Raw genomic sequence first — 16,108 nt, forward strand, 5'->3', positions numbered from 1 at the left:
TCGTATCGTCTTCTCATGCGCGAAATCTGGGCAGCTGGTGAGGCGTATGAGGCGTACATGGGCCGGTGGAGCAAGCCGGTCGCGGAGCGGTTCGTCCGCGGACTCGGCATGCCGGCGCGCTCGCGATGGCTGGACGTCGGCTGCGGCACCGGCGCCTTGTCCGCGACAGTGCTTTCGGCCGCCGAGCCTGCGCGAGTGGTCGGCCTGGACCCGTCCGTGGGTTTTCTGTCCATCGCCCGTGGCCGGATCGCGGACACCCGATCGGCGTTCGTCGTCGGCGACGCGAGTTCGTTGCATTTTCCCGACCACGCTTTCGACGTCGTGGTGAGCGGGCTCGCGCTGAATTTCGTCCTCGACCCGAGTCGGGCCGTCGCTGAATTCGCGCGCGTCGCGCCGGTTGTCGCGGCGTACGTCTGGGACTACTCAGGCGGTATGGGAATGCTCAGCCACTTCTGGGACGCGGCCGTCGCTCTTGACCCAGCCGTTGACGAACTGGACGAAAAGCATCGCTTCCCGTGGTGCCGTCCGGAACCACTCACCCGGCTTTGGACAGCCGCGGGCCTGGCCGGCGTGACGGTCCACCCCATCGAGATATCGACCGTCTTTGTCGATTTCGACGACTATTGGCGGCCGTTCCTCGGCGGCCAAGGTCCCGCACCCGGCTACGTCATGTCCTTGTCCGACGAGCATCGCGCCGCGCTTCGCGACCTGCTTCGCAGCCGCCTGCCCGCCGAAATGGACGGATCCATCCCACTGACGGCCACAGCTTGGTCGGTGCGGGGTGTCTCAAATCCTTAGAAAGCGGGCGCCAATGTCGCAAGACGTTCGATACCGAGGCCGCTGATCAGCAGTCGCTCCTTCCGGTTGTTCAGCAGTTCGCGCGTCCAGTCGACAAAACCGCCGTCGCCGACTTCGATCCGATCGTCCCCGAGCACGACGCAGACCTTGAAGCAGAGCCCGAGGTAGTAGCCCCGGCCGGTGCTGCGATGCGGATCGTCGACTATCTCGACATCACGCTGGTCCGCGAAGGCGTCATGTACCACGAGTGCCACGGAATCGAACTGGGGCGCGAGCACGGTGAGGTCGATTTCCACGCGACCGCCGACCGCTGCTTGCGTCGCTTTCGCGGCAAAACCGATGTGTTCGACGACGTGTCGTCGTTCAAAGGCCAGGTTCCCGGTGTCGCGCCCGGCGGACACCGCGCCGAGCAACGCGAAGTGCGCGAAAGTGGCCCGTCCGGTCGGCTTCTGTGCGCGAACAACACGTTGTGACGCGGCCAACCGCACGACATCGTCCGATTTCGGCTCGGTTTGCGTCAAGAACTGCCGTCTCATCGCCGCTTCCAGCGCCAGCGCGTTTGTCGGATCAGCGGCCACCTCGCTTCCCCTGGCAGTCGAAACCACCTTGTTCTGATCAACGGTCGCCAACGACGAATGGGTGCCGAATGGAGCGACCGGCGCCAACGTGAGCAACTCGAACTCGGTTGGCAGCGCAGAGACAACGGTGTCCTCGGTCGTGCGCAACGTGTTCGCCGGAACAGCGGCCGGCGCGGTGAAGCGGTCCTCCCGATATTGGCGCAGCACGCCAGGCGCTGAGCGTTTTCCGGCGCGGATTCGCATGACCTCAAGCAGCAGAGTGGTCAGATCCGCTCCGGACAGGCCGGTAAGGAGGTCGACCGTTTCTTGTCCGACCTCTGTTACAACGCGGCCCAGGGCCCCCGTGTTCCCAGTCACCCAGCCAATTGTTCCCTTGATCCTTGCCAGTCGCGAATGACTTTCTCAGCGTCCGGCGGAGAGGATCACCTGCACCACCTCGGTCGTCGTGGCTGCCTTGGCCGTACCGAGCGTCCGAATGATCGGTCCGGCGATCGCGTCGAGTTCCAGAGTCCGGCCCGCCTGGAAGTCCTTGAGCATCGACGACTGCATGCCGCTCGGCAACGACGCCAGTCTCGCGGTCACCGCGTCCGCGTCCACCTGGACCGAATGGACACCGGCAGCTGAGGCGGCTTCGTCCACCAGCGGCCGCAACCAGGATTCGTGACCGCTCCGCGCCGGGCCGATCGGGGCGTCGGCTGCGGTCGTCAGCAACGCGAGCGGGGCGAGGAACGCCAGCTTGCGCCACAACACGGTGGCATCGTCAGGATGGGTTGAGACGGAGAGCCTCGCCGCCCGCGCCAGCTCGGCGACCTCGGCACCCGCTGAAGTCCCGTCCGCGAACACCAGGTCGGCGAAGGGCGAAAGCTGCTCGATGACACCAGGCCGGTGCCGGGTCGCCTCGACCGCGATACTGGCGCCGATCACCTGCGCCGCCGGGTAGACCGCGCGCAGCAGGGCCAAGTGGTCGACACCGTTCAGCAGCGGGACCACGGTCGCGGCACCCAGCACCGAGGCGGGCACCCGCTGAAGGGCAGGCAGCAGCTCAGTGGCCTTGACCGCGACGAACAGCACATCCAGAGGCGTGGTCAACCAGGGCCGGGCGGCCGGGAAACTCGTGATCGATGCTGTGTCCGGTCCCCGGAACGTCAACCCGCGCGCGGTCAGCTCAGCGGCCGTGCGTTCGGTGGAGATCACGGTCACCGCATGTCCGGCTGCCCCGAATCGTGCCGCCAGCAAGCCACCGACTCCGCCAGGTCCCAGTATTCCGATTGCCGCCACGAGCCCTCCCAGGTTGGTTCCACTATGGAAGTAACTCTAGTACGGTAACTTCCATGATGGAAGTCAAGGAGGTGAGCCAGGCGTGCGGCACAAGAGTTTCGAGGGCATGAACTGCCCGATCGCGCTGACCCTGGACGAGGTCGGCGAGTGGTGGAGCCTGCTGATCATTCGCGACGCACTGCACGGCCTGACCCGATTCGACGAATTTCAGCAAAGCCTCGGCATCTCGCCGAACTCACTCACCCGCCGGTTGAACGCTCTTTGCGAAGCGGGCCTGCTGGTCCGCCACCGCTACCAAGATCGCCCGCCGCGGGACGAGTATCTGCTCACCGACCGCGGCAAGGACCTTCAGGCCGTCATTGAGTCGATCGCCGCCTGGGGGCGGCGCCACATCACCGGTATGGACGGCGCTGTCCACCTGCAAGACACGGTAACGGGCTTGCAAGCGGACCCGATACTGGTCGACCAGCGTACCGGGACCGCCGTCACTCCGGATCAGTTCCGCTACGTGGCGACTCCGGCCGCGCCGCCGATCAAACTCGCCAAGATGCCCCACGTCTAGTCGCACCAAGCCGACTCTCAGACCCGTCCGGCTCGCTGCGATGCTCGAGTCCACGCGCCCGTCGTCGTGAAAACGTCCAATCCGACGTAGAAGCCGGATTTGTTGTGGGACGGACCATTTCTTGACCAGTTGTCTGGAATTTCGTCGTTCGGCATTCGAAGCGCCACTTACAAGCGGCTGGCCTGCGTTGCAGGCCAGCGCGTGCTCTCTGCCTGCATCTCTGGGGTTGGTCGGGCAACTCGGTACGGTCCAGCGGCTGGCCCTGAGGGCAATCCGAACGGGGTGTGGCTGCTTGTCGTCCCGTGGGCTATTTCGCTCGGCCGCGGTAGTGAACGACTTCGACCTCGTCCACGGTAGCCAACCCGTCGCCGAGAAGTTCGTCCAGTTGCGGCAGAAAAGCCCTGATCGGCCCTTCGGCGTCGACGATCACAACGGCGACAGGCAGGTCGTCCGACAGTGACAGGATGTTGCTCGTGTGGATCAGCGAGTTCGCGCCGTAGCCTTCGACACCCTTGAACACTGACGCGCCTGCCAGCCCGGCGTCTCGCGCCCTGCGCACGATCTCGTGATGCAGTGGCTTGTGGTGCCAGAGGTCATCCTCGCCGACGTACACCGTCAGGCGTAGCGCGCGTCCAGACAATGCCATGGTCCGTCCTCCCGACCGCGGCCCGGCGAACGCCGCGAGCGTCGACAGTCCCACGGACAAGGACGTGTGCGCGACTGCAAGCACCGAATGTCCCCATAAGGTCGGTCAAGCGCCTATCGCAAAGGCCGCGGGCACGGCGCTTGATGGGACGCCCCGGCACGCGCCGCGGGTGACGGAGTGCCTTCGAATGCCACGCACCCGGCTACGTTGTTGGTCGACGCCTTGTGCACGAACTGGCTACGTGCTGGTACGTCGACTAGGGAACGCGTGAGGGCTCCCAAAGGTTCCGTCGCCAGTTAGCGGCGTCCAATGGTGAGGCGTGTCGCCCACCTGCCGCACGCGTCGAATGTGGGCAGTGAGTTCACCTGAACCTTCGCGCGTGGGCTGTAGTGCCCGGTCGTCTTGCGCGGACGTTGGCGCCGCCTATGCGTCAGGTCATGCTCGCCGCCCTGCGAGGTCGTTGCCGTCCTGCCGTCAGTGAAGGCGGCTAGTGCTCGTCTTGGCGCGGTGATCGGGCCGAGACACACTGTTGGTAGCGGCTGAGCTGCGAACATTGACACCATATAGAACATGTGTTCGACTGGCGGTGTGCGATGGGAACACCAGAAAGCGGGGGAGCAGGCGCTGCTGGAGCTGGACGGCCTGGTGCGTTCCGTGCGTTCACCGGAGTTCGACGGGGTCACGTTTCACGAGGTGCACGCCAGATCCGTGCTGAACAAGGTGCCAGGCGGCTCGCCGATGCCGTTCAAGTGGACAGTCAATCCTTATCGTGGTTGCTCGCACGCCTGCACGTACTGCTTGGCAGGCGACACCCGGATTCTGATGGCGGACGGGCGCACCCGCGCGCTCGCCGAACTCAGGGTCGGCGATGAGGTCTACGGCACCGAAGGCGCGGGCACGGACCGGCGATTCCGGCGAACTCAAGTGCTGGCGCATTGGTCCACCGTCAAACCCGCGTACCGCGTGGCCCTGGAGGACGGCACTGAACTCGTCGCCAGCGGTGACCACCGATTCCTCAGCGCGAGTGGATGGAAGCACGTCATCGGCACGAGCGGCTGGGGTACCGCGGAACGACCACATCTCGTGCCAGGGCTCGAACTTGTCGGCACTGGTTCGTTCGCCGCGGGTCCACAGGACACAGTGGACTACCGCGCTGGATATCTGTGCGGAATGCTCCGCCCGGACAAGTACGGTCGCGAACGTGACGCGTCGGATCGTGCGTTGAGCTATTTGCCCGCGTTCACCATTGGAACGGATTTCGCGAAACTGTTGCCGAGCCCGGAACTCGCTTGGCAGCAGGGGTTCCTCGCCGGTGTTTACGATGCCGCCGGTGGGTGGGAGCTGGACGTTCTGCGTATCGTCCACGAGGTACCGCAGGTCGTGGACACGGTCTGCGACGCCTTGGCGCGCTTCGGTTTCACCTACACGGTGAAGAAACACGACCGCGACCGAAGCATGCTCGTCGTCCGCCTGTCGGGCGGCCTGGCCGAGCAGCTGCGATTTCTGCACACGGTCGACCCGGCGGTCGCTCGCAAACGAGCCCTGGAACCGCTGACGATGGGCGGCGAATTCCTGCGAGTCCAGTCGATTGAGCCACTCGGACTCGACATGCCGCTGTTCGACATCACCACCGGCACTGGTGATTTCATCGCCAACGGGATGGTCACGCACAACTGTTTCGCCAGGAACACGCATACGTACCTCGATTTCGACGCGGGCAAGGACTTCGACACGCAGGTCGTGGTCAAGGTCAACGCACCCGAGGTGCTTTCGGCTCAGCTCCGCAGGCCTGGCTGGGCGGGCGAACACGTCGCCATGGGCACGAACACTGACCCTTACCAGCGGGCTGAGGGCCGCTATGAACTGATGCCGCGGATCATCACCGCACTCGCCGAAACAGGCACGCCGTTTTCAATCCTGACGAAAGGCACAGTGCTCGCCCGCGATCTGCCCTTGCTCGGGTCGGTCGCGCGAGACGTTCCCGTGGGGCTTGGCGTCTCGATCGCGCTGCTGGACCAGCGGCTCCAACGCCGGCTCGAACCCGGCACGCCGAGTCCGCAGGCCAGGCTCGATCTTGTGCGTAAGGCCAGGGCCGCCGGGTTGCCCTGCGGCGTGTTCCTGGCACCGATCTTGCCGGGACTGACCGATTCGGTCGAGGCGCTCGACGTCCTGCTCGCCGCAGTAGCCGACGCCGGAGCCTCGGGAGTGACCGTGCTGCCGCTGCACCTGCGTCCTGGAGCCCGTGAGTGGTTCGCGCGGTGGCTGGCGACCGAGCATTCCGAACTCGTGCCGCGATATCGGTCGCTCTATGCGCGGGGGAGCTACGTCAACAAAGCGTATCGGGAATGGCTGTCCGAGCGGATCGAGCCGTTGATCAGGCATCACGATCTGGAGCCGTCGTCGCGGCGGCGGTCACGGGGTGTGCCCGGTGATGAGAGTGTGAGCTGGCCTGAGGGGGCGATCCCGGCACCGCGAGACCCGGGAACGGGAGCCGTGTTCGCTGCGGGCGAGCAGCTGACCTTGCTGTAGAGAAACCTGGTGGCGGTACCCCGTGGGTGATTCGTTAGCCTTGTTCGTCGGCGAAATCGCAGCTGACGCGCCCACTCGACCACTGGAGAAGGAGAGCACCCGCAGTGCTTCGCACCCACAAAGCCGGCACCCTGCGTGCCGAGCATGCCGGTCAGACCGTCACCCTCACCGGATGGGTGGCCCGGCGGCGCGATCACGGCGGTGTCATCTTCATCGATCTGAGGGACGCCTCCGGTGTCGCGCAGGTCGTGTTCCGTGAGGGCGAGATGGCCGAGCGCGCCCACCAGTTGCGTTCGGAGTACTGCGTCCGGATCGTGGGCGAGATCGCCCAGCGCCCGGGCGGCAACGAGAACACCGAGATCCCGACCGGTGCGATCGAGGTGCTGGTCACCGAGCTCGAGGTGCTGTCGGAAGCCGCCGTGCTGCCGTTCCCGATCGACGAGCGCGTCGACGTCGGCGAAGAGGTCCGGCTCAAGCACCGGTATCTCGACCTCCGCCGCAGTGGCCCGGCCAAGGCGATGCGCCTGCGCAGCGAGGTCAACCGTGTCGCACGCGAGGTGCTGCACGCCCAGGACTTCGTCGAGGTCGAGACCCCGACGATGACCCGGTCCACCCCCGAAGGTGCCCGCGACTTCCTGGTCCCGGCACGCCTCAAGCCCGGCTCTTGGTACGCGCTGCCGCAGTCTCCCCAGCTGTTCAAGCAGCTTTTGATGGTCGGCGGCCTGGAGCGGTACTACCAGATCGCACGCTGCTACCGCGATGAAGACTTCCGCGCCGACCGGCAGCCCGAGTTCACCCAGCTCGACATCGAGATGAGCTTTGTCGAGCAGGACGACATCATCGCGCTGGGCGAGGACATCGTCACCGAGCTGTGGAAGCTGATCGACGTCGAGATCCCCCGCCCGTTCCGGCGGATCAGCTACGCCGAAGCGATGGCGAAATACGGTTCCGACAAGCCGGACCTGCGCTTCGACCTCGAGCTCACCGAGATGACCGAGTTCTTCGCCGACACTCCGTTCCGCGTCTTCCAGGCGCCGTACGTCGGCGCCGTGGTCATGGCAGGTGGCGCCGGCCAACCTCGTCGCACGCTGGATGCGTGGCAGGAGTTCGCGAAGCAGCGCGGCGCGAAGGGGCTTGCCTACATCCTGGTCAACGAGGACGGCACGCTCGGTGGCCCGGTCGCGAAGAACCTCTCGGAGGAGGAGCGGCAGAACGTCGCGCAGGCCGCGGGCGCGAAGCCCGGTGACTGCATCTTCTTCGGCGCGGGCAAGGCCTCGAGCACGCAGCCGCTCCTCGGTGCCGTGCGCGACGAGATCGGCAAGCGTCTGGACCTGATCGACGAGAACGCCTGGTCGTTCGTGTGGGTCGTCGACTTCCCGCTGTTCGCCCCGGTCGAGGAGATCGGCGACGATGTGGCTGTCGGTAGCGGAAAGTGGACCGCCCTGCACCACGCGTTCACGTCCCCGACCCCTGAATGGATCGAGAAGCTCGCTGAAGACCCCGGCAGCGCACTGGCGTATGCCTACGACATCGTCTGCAACGGTAACGAGATCGGTGGCGGCTCGATCCGTATCCATCAGGCCGCACTGCAGAAGCAGGTCTTCGAGATCATGGGGCTGACCGAGGAGGAGGCGCAGGAGAAGTTCGGATTCCTGCTCGACGCCTTCCAGTTCGGCCCGCCCCCGCATGGCGGCATCGCCTTCGGCTGGGACCGCATCACCATGCTGCTGTCCGGTTCGGACTCGATCCGCGACGTCATCGCGTTCCCGAAGACTGGCGGCGGCTACGACCCGCTGACCGCCGCGCCAGCTCCGATCACGCCGGAGCAGCGCAAGGACGCCGGCATCGACGCGAAGCCACCGGCGCCCAAGCAGTAATGCTTCACCTCAGGGCAGTATGCCCGCCGGACCAGACCGCCAAGGCGGTCGAAGTCCTGCGGGCACACCCCGGAACGGCACATCTCATCGTGCATCGCGGCGTCGCCGTGATGCCGGAGGGCGACCTCGTCGAAGTCGACGTCGCTCGCGAGGCGGCTGACGAAATCGTTGGTGCACTGTGCACTTTGCAGCTTGACGCCTCGGGCGGCATCACGCTCGAAGCGATTGACACCGCGTTGTCAGATGCTGCGGACCGGGCTGAGGAAGCCGCGCCAGGTGACGGCGCCGACGCCGTTGTGTGGCAGGAACTCCTCGCGCGCACCGGCGAGGAATCGCGGCTCAACGTGACGTTCCAGGCGTTTCTCACCATCGCCTGCCTGCTGGCGGCGGTCGGCATCGTGACCAACTCCGCGGTGACGATCGTCGGTGCGATGGTCGTAGGCCCGGAGTTCGGGCCACTCGCGGCGATCGCGGTCGGGCTGGTCCTCCGCCGGTGGGATCTGGTGCGTCAGGCATCCGCGGCACTGGCCATCGGGTTCCCACTCGCCATGGCGGTGACACTGGGTGCGACGCTGCTAGGTGAAGCCACCGGCCTGTTCAGCCGGGCGACATTGCTGGCGAACCACCAAGTGGACTTCGTCTACGACGTAGGAAAGTTCTCGTTGATCATCGCGCTGCTCGCCGGCGCGGCGGGGATGCTTTCGATGACCTCGGCGAAGTCTGCCGCTTTGGTCGGAGTTTTCATATCTGTGACCACAGTTCCGGCCGCTGGCTATGCGGTCGTCGCCGCGGTGCTGCAGGATTGGGAACGGTGCCTCTACTCGTTCGGGCAGTTGGTGGTCAATTTGATCGGCATCGTGATCGCCGCAGCCGTTGTGCTGATGTTACGAAGAAGAGGGCAACGCACAAGGGGCACCGAACGTCCGCTGTCACGCGGGTGAACTCAGGCCCGCCTTCTTGAACACAGTTTTCGGGATGCAAGTGGTCATGGTTACTCGCTCACTAGTAGGGTCGGTGGCAATGACAGTCGACACCTCCTCCGCCGACGACTCGACCGTCGGGGCTGGAGCCGAAGCGTTTGCCGTGGAGGCAGCGGTCGCGGCCGGTGAATCGGTACTCGCCCGCCGCTTCGGCAGCGCGATCACCTTGGTCGATCCAGAAGACCTGGCCGGAACCGGCCCGGCTACCGTCGTGCGCGCCAGAGTTGCTTCTTCGCCGTTCTCTCTCCCGAAGACGTTGGTGATCAAGCACTATCCCTTGCCGCCTACGCCGGGGGAATCGGATCCGTTCGCGCAGGAGGCGGTCAGCTACCAGCTGTTCACCGCCCTCGCGCCCGAGGAACGGATGTGTCCCGAGCTGTTGGCACATGACGCCAGGTACCGCGTATTGGTGCTCGACGATCTCGGCCGCGCACCCACTCTGCGTGACAAGTTGTGGTCCGCCGAGGCGCGGGCCGCTGAGCGGGCGCTGATTTCCTGGGCACGCTCACTCGGCAGGCTGCATGCCTCCACCGCCAGTCGTGAGGCAGATTTCAACGCCCTGCTGCGTCGACTGGGCGGCCCGGTGAAGGGCGAAGACACGACCCCCGTGGTCGCGTGCGCCCAAGTGCCGGCGATGCTCGAAGAAATCCTCGGTGTTCCGACCCCAGACTCGGTCCGCCAGCGCGCGGAGAGCTCAGCTGAGAACGCACGTTCGGCGTCGTACCGGGCGTTCAGCCCCATCGACCTGGCGCCGGACAACAACCTCGTCACGAGTTCGGGCGTGCGGTTCCTCGATTTCGAGCGCGGCCGGGTACGCAATGCCCTGGTCGACGCCGCCTACCTGAGGTTGCCGTTCGCTTCCAGCCGCAACGCGCTGGCTCTCCCCGCCGGCATGAGCGAAGCGATGGTCGCCGCATGGCGCGCTGAAGTCGCAGGAGTGTGGCCGGCGCTGGCCGACGACTATGTGCTCGCGGACTACCTGATGGATAGCCAGCTGCTCCTCGTCTGGACGGTCACGTGGGAGATGCTCCCGCGGCTGAAGCCAGGTCGTGGCGCAGGTCAGACGAGCACACAGGCGGCCCTCGTGACCTGGTGGCGCGAACTCGCCAAGCACGCGGCCCGGGCGAAGCTGAACGACGTCGCCGACCATTCGAACGCTGTTTCGGTGGCCTTGGACGACCGCTACGGCCCTGGTCTCGACCTCGCGCTCTATCCGGCCTTCCGCTGAGATAAAACTTCGCCGACGCGCCCTCGCCGCGTTACCCAAGCATCACCGCAGGTGAGTTTGCGTGCTCGATGGTCATCACCGTGACAGTGATGAGCTTCGAAGTCACCGAGACACCTGAACCTTCGGCGCCCAAACTCAGGCAGGCACGGCGTCTCGTCGTCCTTGGCGACTCGACAGCTGTGGGCTTGGGCGATCCCCTGCCGAATCGTGGCGGCTGGCGTGGAGTAGGCCCCTTGGTGGCCACCGCACTGGGCGTCGAGCCGGATGGCTATCTCAACCCGTCGTTCACCGGCGCGCGCATGCGGTGCGTGCTCACTGAGCAGCTGCCGGCCGCCGTGGCCCATCGCCCGGACGTCGCCCTGCTCATCGTCGGCATGAACGACACGCTCCGCTCCAACTTCAATGCCGAGCAGATCGCGGCCGACCTGACCTCGATCATCCGAGAGCTGGCCGCAGTCGGCACCACGGTCGTGCCCGTCCGCTTCCACGACCACGGCAAGGTCTTCCGGCTCCCGGCGTCGTTGCGGCGGGCGCTCACCAGCCGCATCGATGAGCTCAACGTAGCCATCGACGGTGTCGTCGCGCGCGAAGGCGTACCGTGTCTCGACCTCGACCGGCTTCCCGGCGCCTACGACTTGAGCGTATGGAGCGTCGACCGGCTGCACCCCTCGGAGCTCGGGCACCGACTGCTTGCCGACGGGTTCGTCGGGCTAATCGCCGAGGCCGGGTTCAAAATCCCCGAGCCGGTGAGTCTCACGTGTTCCGGGGGTGTCGACCCGAGCACGGCCGACCATGTGGGCTGGTTGGTCCTGAAGGGCATCCCTTGGCTTTGGCGCCGAGGTCGCGACTTCGTGCCGTACGCCGCGGTGATCATGTGGCGCTCTTGGCGGGAGCGGGAGACCCGGCGCGGGTGACCGCACCGGGCATCCTTACGTGTCATCCAGATCAACCACCTCCGTGGGAGTGTTGAACGGGTTGCTCGCCTGTTCGGGGCTGGGGCACAGCACTCGTTGGCGCGGCTATGGCAGAGTCGCACTGAGCTGGTTGACCAGGATCGCTTGACCTCCGGTCAGCTCCGCGTTGCTTTTTGACACGTCGAGTGTCGTCACCCCTGGAAGCTGCGAAATGTCGACGCGAGTTCGAACGCCGCTTCCGCTTGGCCAGCAGGAGCTCCAGAGCGACATCCGCACGAAGTTCGTCCATCGAGCGCGTTTCATCCGCGGTCTTGAGTCGCCGCGCTCCTTGGTCGATGCGTTCGTAAGCGGCGGCGATCTTCGCTGGCTCGCAGTTGCGGATGAACAGTGAAGTGGAGCGAGTCACCAGGTGCTGGGTGACCGTGACTTTCCGGGCATCACTACGTTGAGCGGCGCGACGGGCGTGCCGTCCCGGATCGGCCTTGTCGGCCTCGTAGTTCGCGGCCCTGCGTACCTTGTTGTCGTCTGCCTTGTTTGGCAGCCGGTCTTCTAGCGCTGTGTCTACGGAACGCGCGTCGTCGTCAGACAAGTCCGCTGTGGACTTGCAGACTGTCGCGGCTTTCGAGTCGTCCAAGAGACCGCGTTCCAAGAGACCGAGGGTTTTCGGCAGACGGTTGACAAGCGCATCCGCTTCGGCCACGAGTCTTCGCGCTCGGTCATGGCCGACATTGAGCGCGGCCGCCAGGAACGCGGGTACCTCCTCTGAACGTCTTCGTCGTAGATTCAGCTCTGCGATCGCTCGGTAGCGCAGCGCTTGATGCCGGGCAATCATCGTGTTCGTACTGTCAACGAGGTTCGACAACGACGACTCCGACATCTGGCTCAGTGCGGAGACATCGGCGCATACGCCGATGTCCTGGTGTTCGGGCAGTAGCGTCTTCAGCGCCTCCCTTTCCTCGGCGGTGACGATGTACAGGACGGTCTTGCCGTTTGTTTTGATCATGCTGCGAGGGTAAACCGGGCCACCGACAGAACCGTGATTTCCCTCCCCGCTAGCTGCCGATCGTGGCGATTTGGCCCAGTTGCTCCCTTCCTGAGTGGCAGCGGTCCAGGAGCGCTAACCGGCGCGAGGTCTAAACGCCGTGAGCGCCGTTGCATCTGACGCCGGATTCCGCACGAAGAAGTCCACCCACTCCTCGATGTGTGGGTACTCGGACAACGTGACGATGGCTGCGCAAGCGGCCTCGGTGTCGAACCTTGTTCGCCTGAGTTGCACTCCGTGCTCGCCGAGCAATGCCCAATGAGCTCCCGAAGTCCCGTAAGGCATGCCCACACTGCCGGGGTTGACGATGAGCTTCCGATCGGCCAGTCGGGTGAATGGCATATGCGTATGCCCGCAGACGATGGTTTCCGCCGCTACGCCTGCAAGAACCTCGGTCCACCGGTCTAGTGCGCTGTCGACAAGCACGACCTCCTCGTCGTCTCGTGGTGTCGCGTGGCAGAACAAGACGTCGCTCAGGCTGGCAATGTCCATCGTCATTGAGGTCGGCAGGCTATCGAGCAATGCCACCTGCGCGGTGTTGAGCATGCCCGCTGCCCATGCGGAGATGGGGTCCGGAACGACGATCTCGTCACCTCTGGCCAGCGCGACCAACTCGCGGTCGGCATTTCCACGCACCCATACAGCTCGGTCGCCCAGGTCGACCAGCCGGTCGAGCGTGGGACCGGGCAGAGGTCCGGCTGCGACATCGCCGCACAGCACTATCAAATCGGCCGCTCGAAGGTCCGGCTCGGCGAGTACGGCGTCGAGCGCCGGCAGCACGCCGTGGATGTCTGCAAGAACGGCTACTTGGTTCACCATGGGTCCAGCATCGTGTCACCCGACACGCGCGCCCAGGCCTGTTCGCGGTCGGCTAACGTCGGGGTGTGCAGGATGAGTTGTTCACCGTGAACCCCGACCTCGGGCCGCCGCCGGAGCCGACCGGCGGCCATGAGCCGCAGGCTGTGCCCGCGGGTTCGCCGTTGGCTGTCCGGATGCGGCCCAGAACACTCGGTGAGGTCGTTGGGCAGCAGCACCTGCTCAAGGAGGGGGCCCCGTTGCGTCGCCTCGTCGAAGGTGCCGCGCCGGCGTCCGTACTGCTCTACGGTCCACCAGGGACGGGCAAGACGACGCTGGCCAACCTTGTGTCGGCCGCCACGGGGCGGCGGTTCGTCGCGATGTCGGCGCTCTCCGCCGGCGTCAAAGAGGTACGGGGCGTCATCGAGGAGGCGCGGCGCCGACGTAACTACAACGCCGAGAACACGGTGCTGTTCATCGACGAGGTTCATCGGTTCTCGAAGACCCAGCAGGACGCGCTCCTCGGTGCGGTTGAGGACCGCACGGTGCTGCTTGTCGCCGCGACGACCGAGAACCCATCTTTTTCAATCGTCTCGCCGCTGTTGTCGCGGTCACTGGTCCTGCAGCTTCGCCCGTTGACCGACGACGACATTCAGCAGTTGATCGAGCGTGCGTTGACGGATGAGCGTGGACTGGCCGGCGAGCTTCAGCTCACCGAAGAGGCTCGCGCGCATCTCGTGCGTCTGGCATCCGGTGACGCACGTCGTGCGTTAACCGCCTTGGAGGCAGCCGCGGACGCGGCTGCCGCGACCGAACACAAGACCATCGACCTCGCGATCGTCGAGTCCACTGTGGATAAAGCAGCGGTTCGTTACCATCGTGATGGTGATCAGCACTACGATGTCATCAGCGCCTTCATCAAGTCCATTCGCGGGTCTGATGTGGACGCCGCATTGCACTACCTCGCGCGCATGATCGAAGCGGGAGAAGATCCGCGATTCCTTGCACGACGGCTCGTCGTGCACGCGAGTGAAGACATCGGAATGGCCGATCCGACAGCACTCCAGGTGGCTGTGGCCGCCGCGCACGCGGTGCAGTTCATCGGTATGCCCGAGGGAAGGATCGCGCTGGCGCAGGCGACGATCCATCTGGCGACGGCGCCGAAATCCAACGCGGTCATCACTGGTATCGATGCCGCGCTCGCCGACGTCAGAGCCGGCAAGATCGGGACTGTGCCACCACATCTGCGTGATGGGCACTACGCGGGCGCTGCGAAGCTCGGCAACGCGCAAGGGTATCGCTACCCGCACGATGTGCCGGAAGGCGTGCTGCCGCAGCAGTATCCGCCTGACGTTCTTGTCGGGCAGGACTACTACAATCCGACCCAGCGTGGTGTGGAGAGAACACTCGCCGAGCGAGTGCCGAAGCTGCGCCGCACCGTCCGTGGTGAACACTAGCGAAGCACTTGATGATGTCTGACCGGCATGCCTTCACGGTGGCCGTTGTGAGTACCGGGCTTGCTTGAGTGTGCTCTGATTGGTTCGCCGCTACATGCGCTTTTAGTCGACAACGCCTTGCTCCCGGGAAGGCAGATCCCAGTTGGGGATCCGCGATCACGGGCCTGGCACACGGTGCCAGGAGATCTAGATCATGCCGGTACCGGCGCGTCGACTCGCACAGGCAGCGAGATGAGGCCGCGCAGCAGCGGGTCCGGTCGGTAAACAGGGGCTGGAGCGTCTTCGTCGAGACGCAGATGCGTGAATCGGCGCAGCAGGCCGGTCAGTGCGATCTTGACCTCCATCCTTGCCAGCGTCGCGCCGAGGCAACACGGATTGTCGCATCCGAATCCGAACACCGTCCCGACCGGGCGGCGCAGGTCCAGCGATTCGGGGTTGCGGAATTGCCGCGGATCCCGGTTTGCGGCACCGAGCACGGGATACAGCAGTTCGCCCGGCCTGATGCGGTAGCCGGCGAAGTTCAAGCAGTCCGCAGTCGTCAGTGGAGCGCCGATCGAGACAGGTCCGTCATAGCGCAGCAACTCTTCGGCGGCGGTGTCGATCATCTCCGGATCCGCGCGTAGCTCGTCGGCTTTGTCCGGATGCAGCAGGAGGGTATGCACGGCGTTGCCGAGGTAGTGCACGGTTGTTTCGGTGCCGGACACCAACAGGAGCAAGACCTGCCGGATGAGTTCACTCTCGCTCAGCGGACCGTCGTCGTCCCTGACCGTGGTCAGTCTGGACAGCAGGTCAGGACGCGGTTCGCGGCGCCGGATGTCGACGAGCTCTTCGAGGTAGGCGCTGAATGCCGCCGTGGACTCCGCGGCCTTCGCCGCTACGCCGATCGGGTCACGTTCGGCAGGAGTCCTGCCGAATACGGGCGCGATGTCGGCGAACCAGGCCAGAATCGTTTCGTGGGCCTGAGCGGGTACGCCGAGCAGTTCAAGCCGTACCAGTGCGGCCAGTGGTTCGGCGAAGTCGGCGAGGAGTTCCACGAATGGAGCATCGGCAACCAGATCTAGTTGTCGCTCGACCAGCCGATGGATTCTCGGCCACATCGCGTCGACGATAGGTCTGGTGAACGCCTCATCGACGAGGCGTCGTGTCCGGCTGTCGTCCGGCACTCGATGCGGCACGGCTTCGTCCGTGGATGACCGCTTCAGCCGAGGGTGTCGCAGTAGCCGCTGCACGTCCTGGTGGCGGGTGATCATCCAGCCACCCAGAGCCGGTTCGAAGTGCACCGGTGCTCGTTCGCGAAGCCTGCGGTAGAAGGGATAGGGGTTCTGGATGAAGTCGGGGTCCAGTGTGTCGAAGCGGAGTGTCATTCCCTCGGGTTCCCGGGTCTGGTGGTCGGAAAGCGCGGCTTAGTAACATGGTGTCGAGTG

14 protein-coding genes are annotated in these 16,108 nt (G+C 65.3%); 8 read left to right on the plus strand and 6 right to left on the minus strand.

Features of this window, described 5'->3' with window-relative positions; all coding sequences use genetic code 11:
* Nucleotides 1-15: 15 nt before the first annotated feature.
* Nucleotides 16-798 (plus strand): class I SAM-dependent methyltransferase, encoded by a 783-nt coding sequence (locus tag ACFV15_RS02460; protein WP_378348341.1) that lies wholly within the window; start codon nt 16-18, stop codon nt 796-798.
* Here the strand turns inward: ACFV15_RS02460 and ACFV15_RS02465 are convergent.
* Both ACFV15_RS02465 and ACFV15_RS02470 read right to left on the minus strand, forming a co-directional pair.
* Nucleotides 795-1,733: a hypothetical protein gene (locus ACFV15_RS02465; protein ID WP_378348342.1), complete on the minus strand. Its 939-nt coding sequence runs from the start codon at nt 1,731-1,733 to the stop codon at nt 795-797. The genes ACFV15_RS02460 and ACFV15_RS02465 overlap by 4 nt on opposite strands.
* Nucleotides 1,734-1,778: 45 nt before the next feature.
* On the minus strand, nt 1,779-2,654 hold the full coding sequence (locus tag ACFV15_RS02470; protein WP_378348343.1) for a ketopantoate reductase family protein: 876 nt from the start codon (nt 2,652-2,654) through the stop codon (nt 1,779-1,781).
* A gap of 106 nt (nt 2,655-2,760) precedes the next feature.
* On the opposite strand from ACFV15_RS02470, the gene ACFV15_RS02475 reads away from it, so the two are divergent.
* Nucleotides 2,761-3,216 (plus strand): winged helix-turn-helix transcriptional regulator, encoded by a 456-nt coding sequence (locus ACFV15_RS02475; protein ID WP_378348344.1) that lies wholly within the window; start codon nt 2,761-2,763, stop codon nt 3,214-3,216.
* A gap of 307 nt (nt 3,217-3,523) precedes the next feature.
* Here the strand turns inward: ACFV15_RS02475 and ACFV15_RS02480 are convergent, their stop codons facing one another.
* Complete coding sequence (locus ACFV15_RS02480; RefSeq protein WP_378348345.1) at nt 3,524-3,862, minus strand: DUF190 domain-containing protein; 339 nt, start codon at nt 3,860-3,862, stop codon at nt 3,524-3,526.
* Nucleotides 3,863-4,432: 570 nt separating this feature from the next.
* Between ACFV15_RS02480 and ACFV15_RS02485 the strand changes: the two genes are divergently transcribed.
* The 5 genes from ACFV15_RS02485 (at nt 4,433) to ACFV15_RS02505 (ending at nt 11,390) form a co-directional block, all read left to right on the plus strand.
* The gene (locus tag ACFV15_RS02485) at nt 4,433-6,391 is read left to right on the plus strand and encodes an intein-containing Rv2578c family radical SAM protein (RefSeq protein ID WP_378348346.1); all 1,959 of its coding nucleotides are present in this window, start codon (nt 4,433-4,435) and stop codon (nt 6,389-6,391) included.
* A 104-nt stretch (nt 6,392-6,495) separates the two neighbouring features.
* On the plus strand, nt 6,496-8,268 hold the full coding sequence (aspS, locus tag ACFV15_RS02490; RefSeq protein WP_378348347.1) for an aspartate--tRNA ligase: 1,773 nt from the start codon (nt 6,496-6,498) through the stop codon (nt 8,266-8,268).
* Nucleotides 8,268-9,209, plus strand: a complete 942-nt coding sequence (locus ACFV15_RS02495) for a DUF389 domain-containing protein (RefSeq protein WP_378348348.1) — start codon at nt 8,268-8,270, stop codon at nt 9,207-9,209. The genes aspS and ACFV15_RS02495 overlap by 1 nt, the downstream gene beginning before the upstream one ends.
* Nucleotides 9,210-9,288: 79 nt before the next feature.
* On the plus strand, nt 9,289-10,476 hold the full coding sequence (locus ACFV15_RS02500; RefSeq protein WP_378348349.1) for a phosphotransferase: 1,188 nt from the start codon (nt 9,289-9,291) through the stop codon (nt 10,474-10,476).
* 68 nt (nt 10,477-10,544) lie between these two features.
* Entirely contained in the window at nt 10,545-11,390 is an 846-nt protein-coding gene (locus ACFV15_RS02505; RefSeq protein ID WP_378348350.1) for an SGNH/GDSL hydrolase family protein, read from the plus strand.
* 31 nt (nt 11,391-11,421) lie between these two features.
* Here the strand turns inward: ACFV15_RS02505 and ACFV15_RS02510 are convergent, their stop codons facing one another.
* On the minus strand, nt 11,422-12,393 hold the full coding sequence (locus ACFV15_RS02510) for a DUF222 domain-containing protein (protein WP_378348351.1): 972 nt from the start codon (nt 12,391-12,393) through the stop codon (nt 11,422-11,424).
* 114 nt (nt 12,394-12,507) lie between these two features.
* Nucleotides 12,508-13,251, minus strand: a complete 744-nt coding sequence (locus tag ACFV15_RS02515) for a metallophosphoesterase family protein (protein ID WP_378348352.1) — start codon at nt 13,249-13,251, stop codon at nt 12,508-12,510.
* Between the two features lie 65 nt (nt 13,252-13,316).
* Here ACFV15_RS02515 and ACFV15_RS02520 point away from each other — a divergent pair, with 65 nt between their 5' ends.
* Nucleotides 13,317-14,684 (plus strand): replication-associated recombination protein A, encoded by a 1,368-nt coding sequence (locus ACFV15_RS02520; RefSeq protein WP_378348353.1) that lies wholly within the window; start codon nt 13,317-13,319, stop codon nt 14,682-14,684.
* 191 nt (nt 14,685-14,875) lie between these two features.
* Here the strand turns inward: ACFV15_RS02520 and ACFV15_RS02525 are convergent, their stop codons facing one another.
* Entirely contained in the window at nt 14,876-16,048 is a 1,173-nt protein-coding gene (locus ACFV15_RS02525) for a cytochrome P450 (RefSeq protein WP_378348354.1), read from the minus strand.
* Nucleotides 16,049-16,108 lie beyond the last annotated feature (60 nt).

The organism is Amycolatopsis sp. NPDC059657, assembly GCF_042734395.1.
Classification (GTDB): domain Bacteria; phylum Actinomycetota; class Actinomycetes; order Mycobacteriales; family Pseudonocardiaceae; genus Amycolatopsis.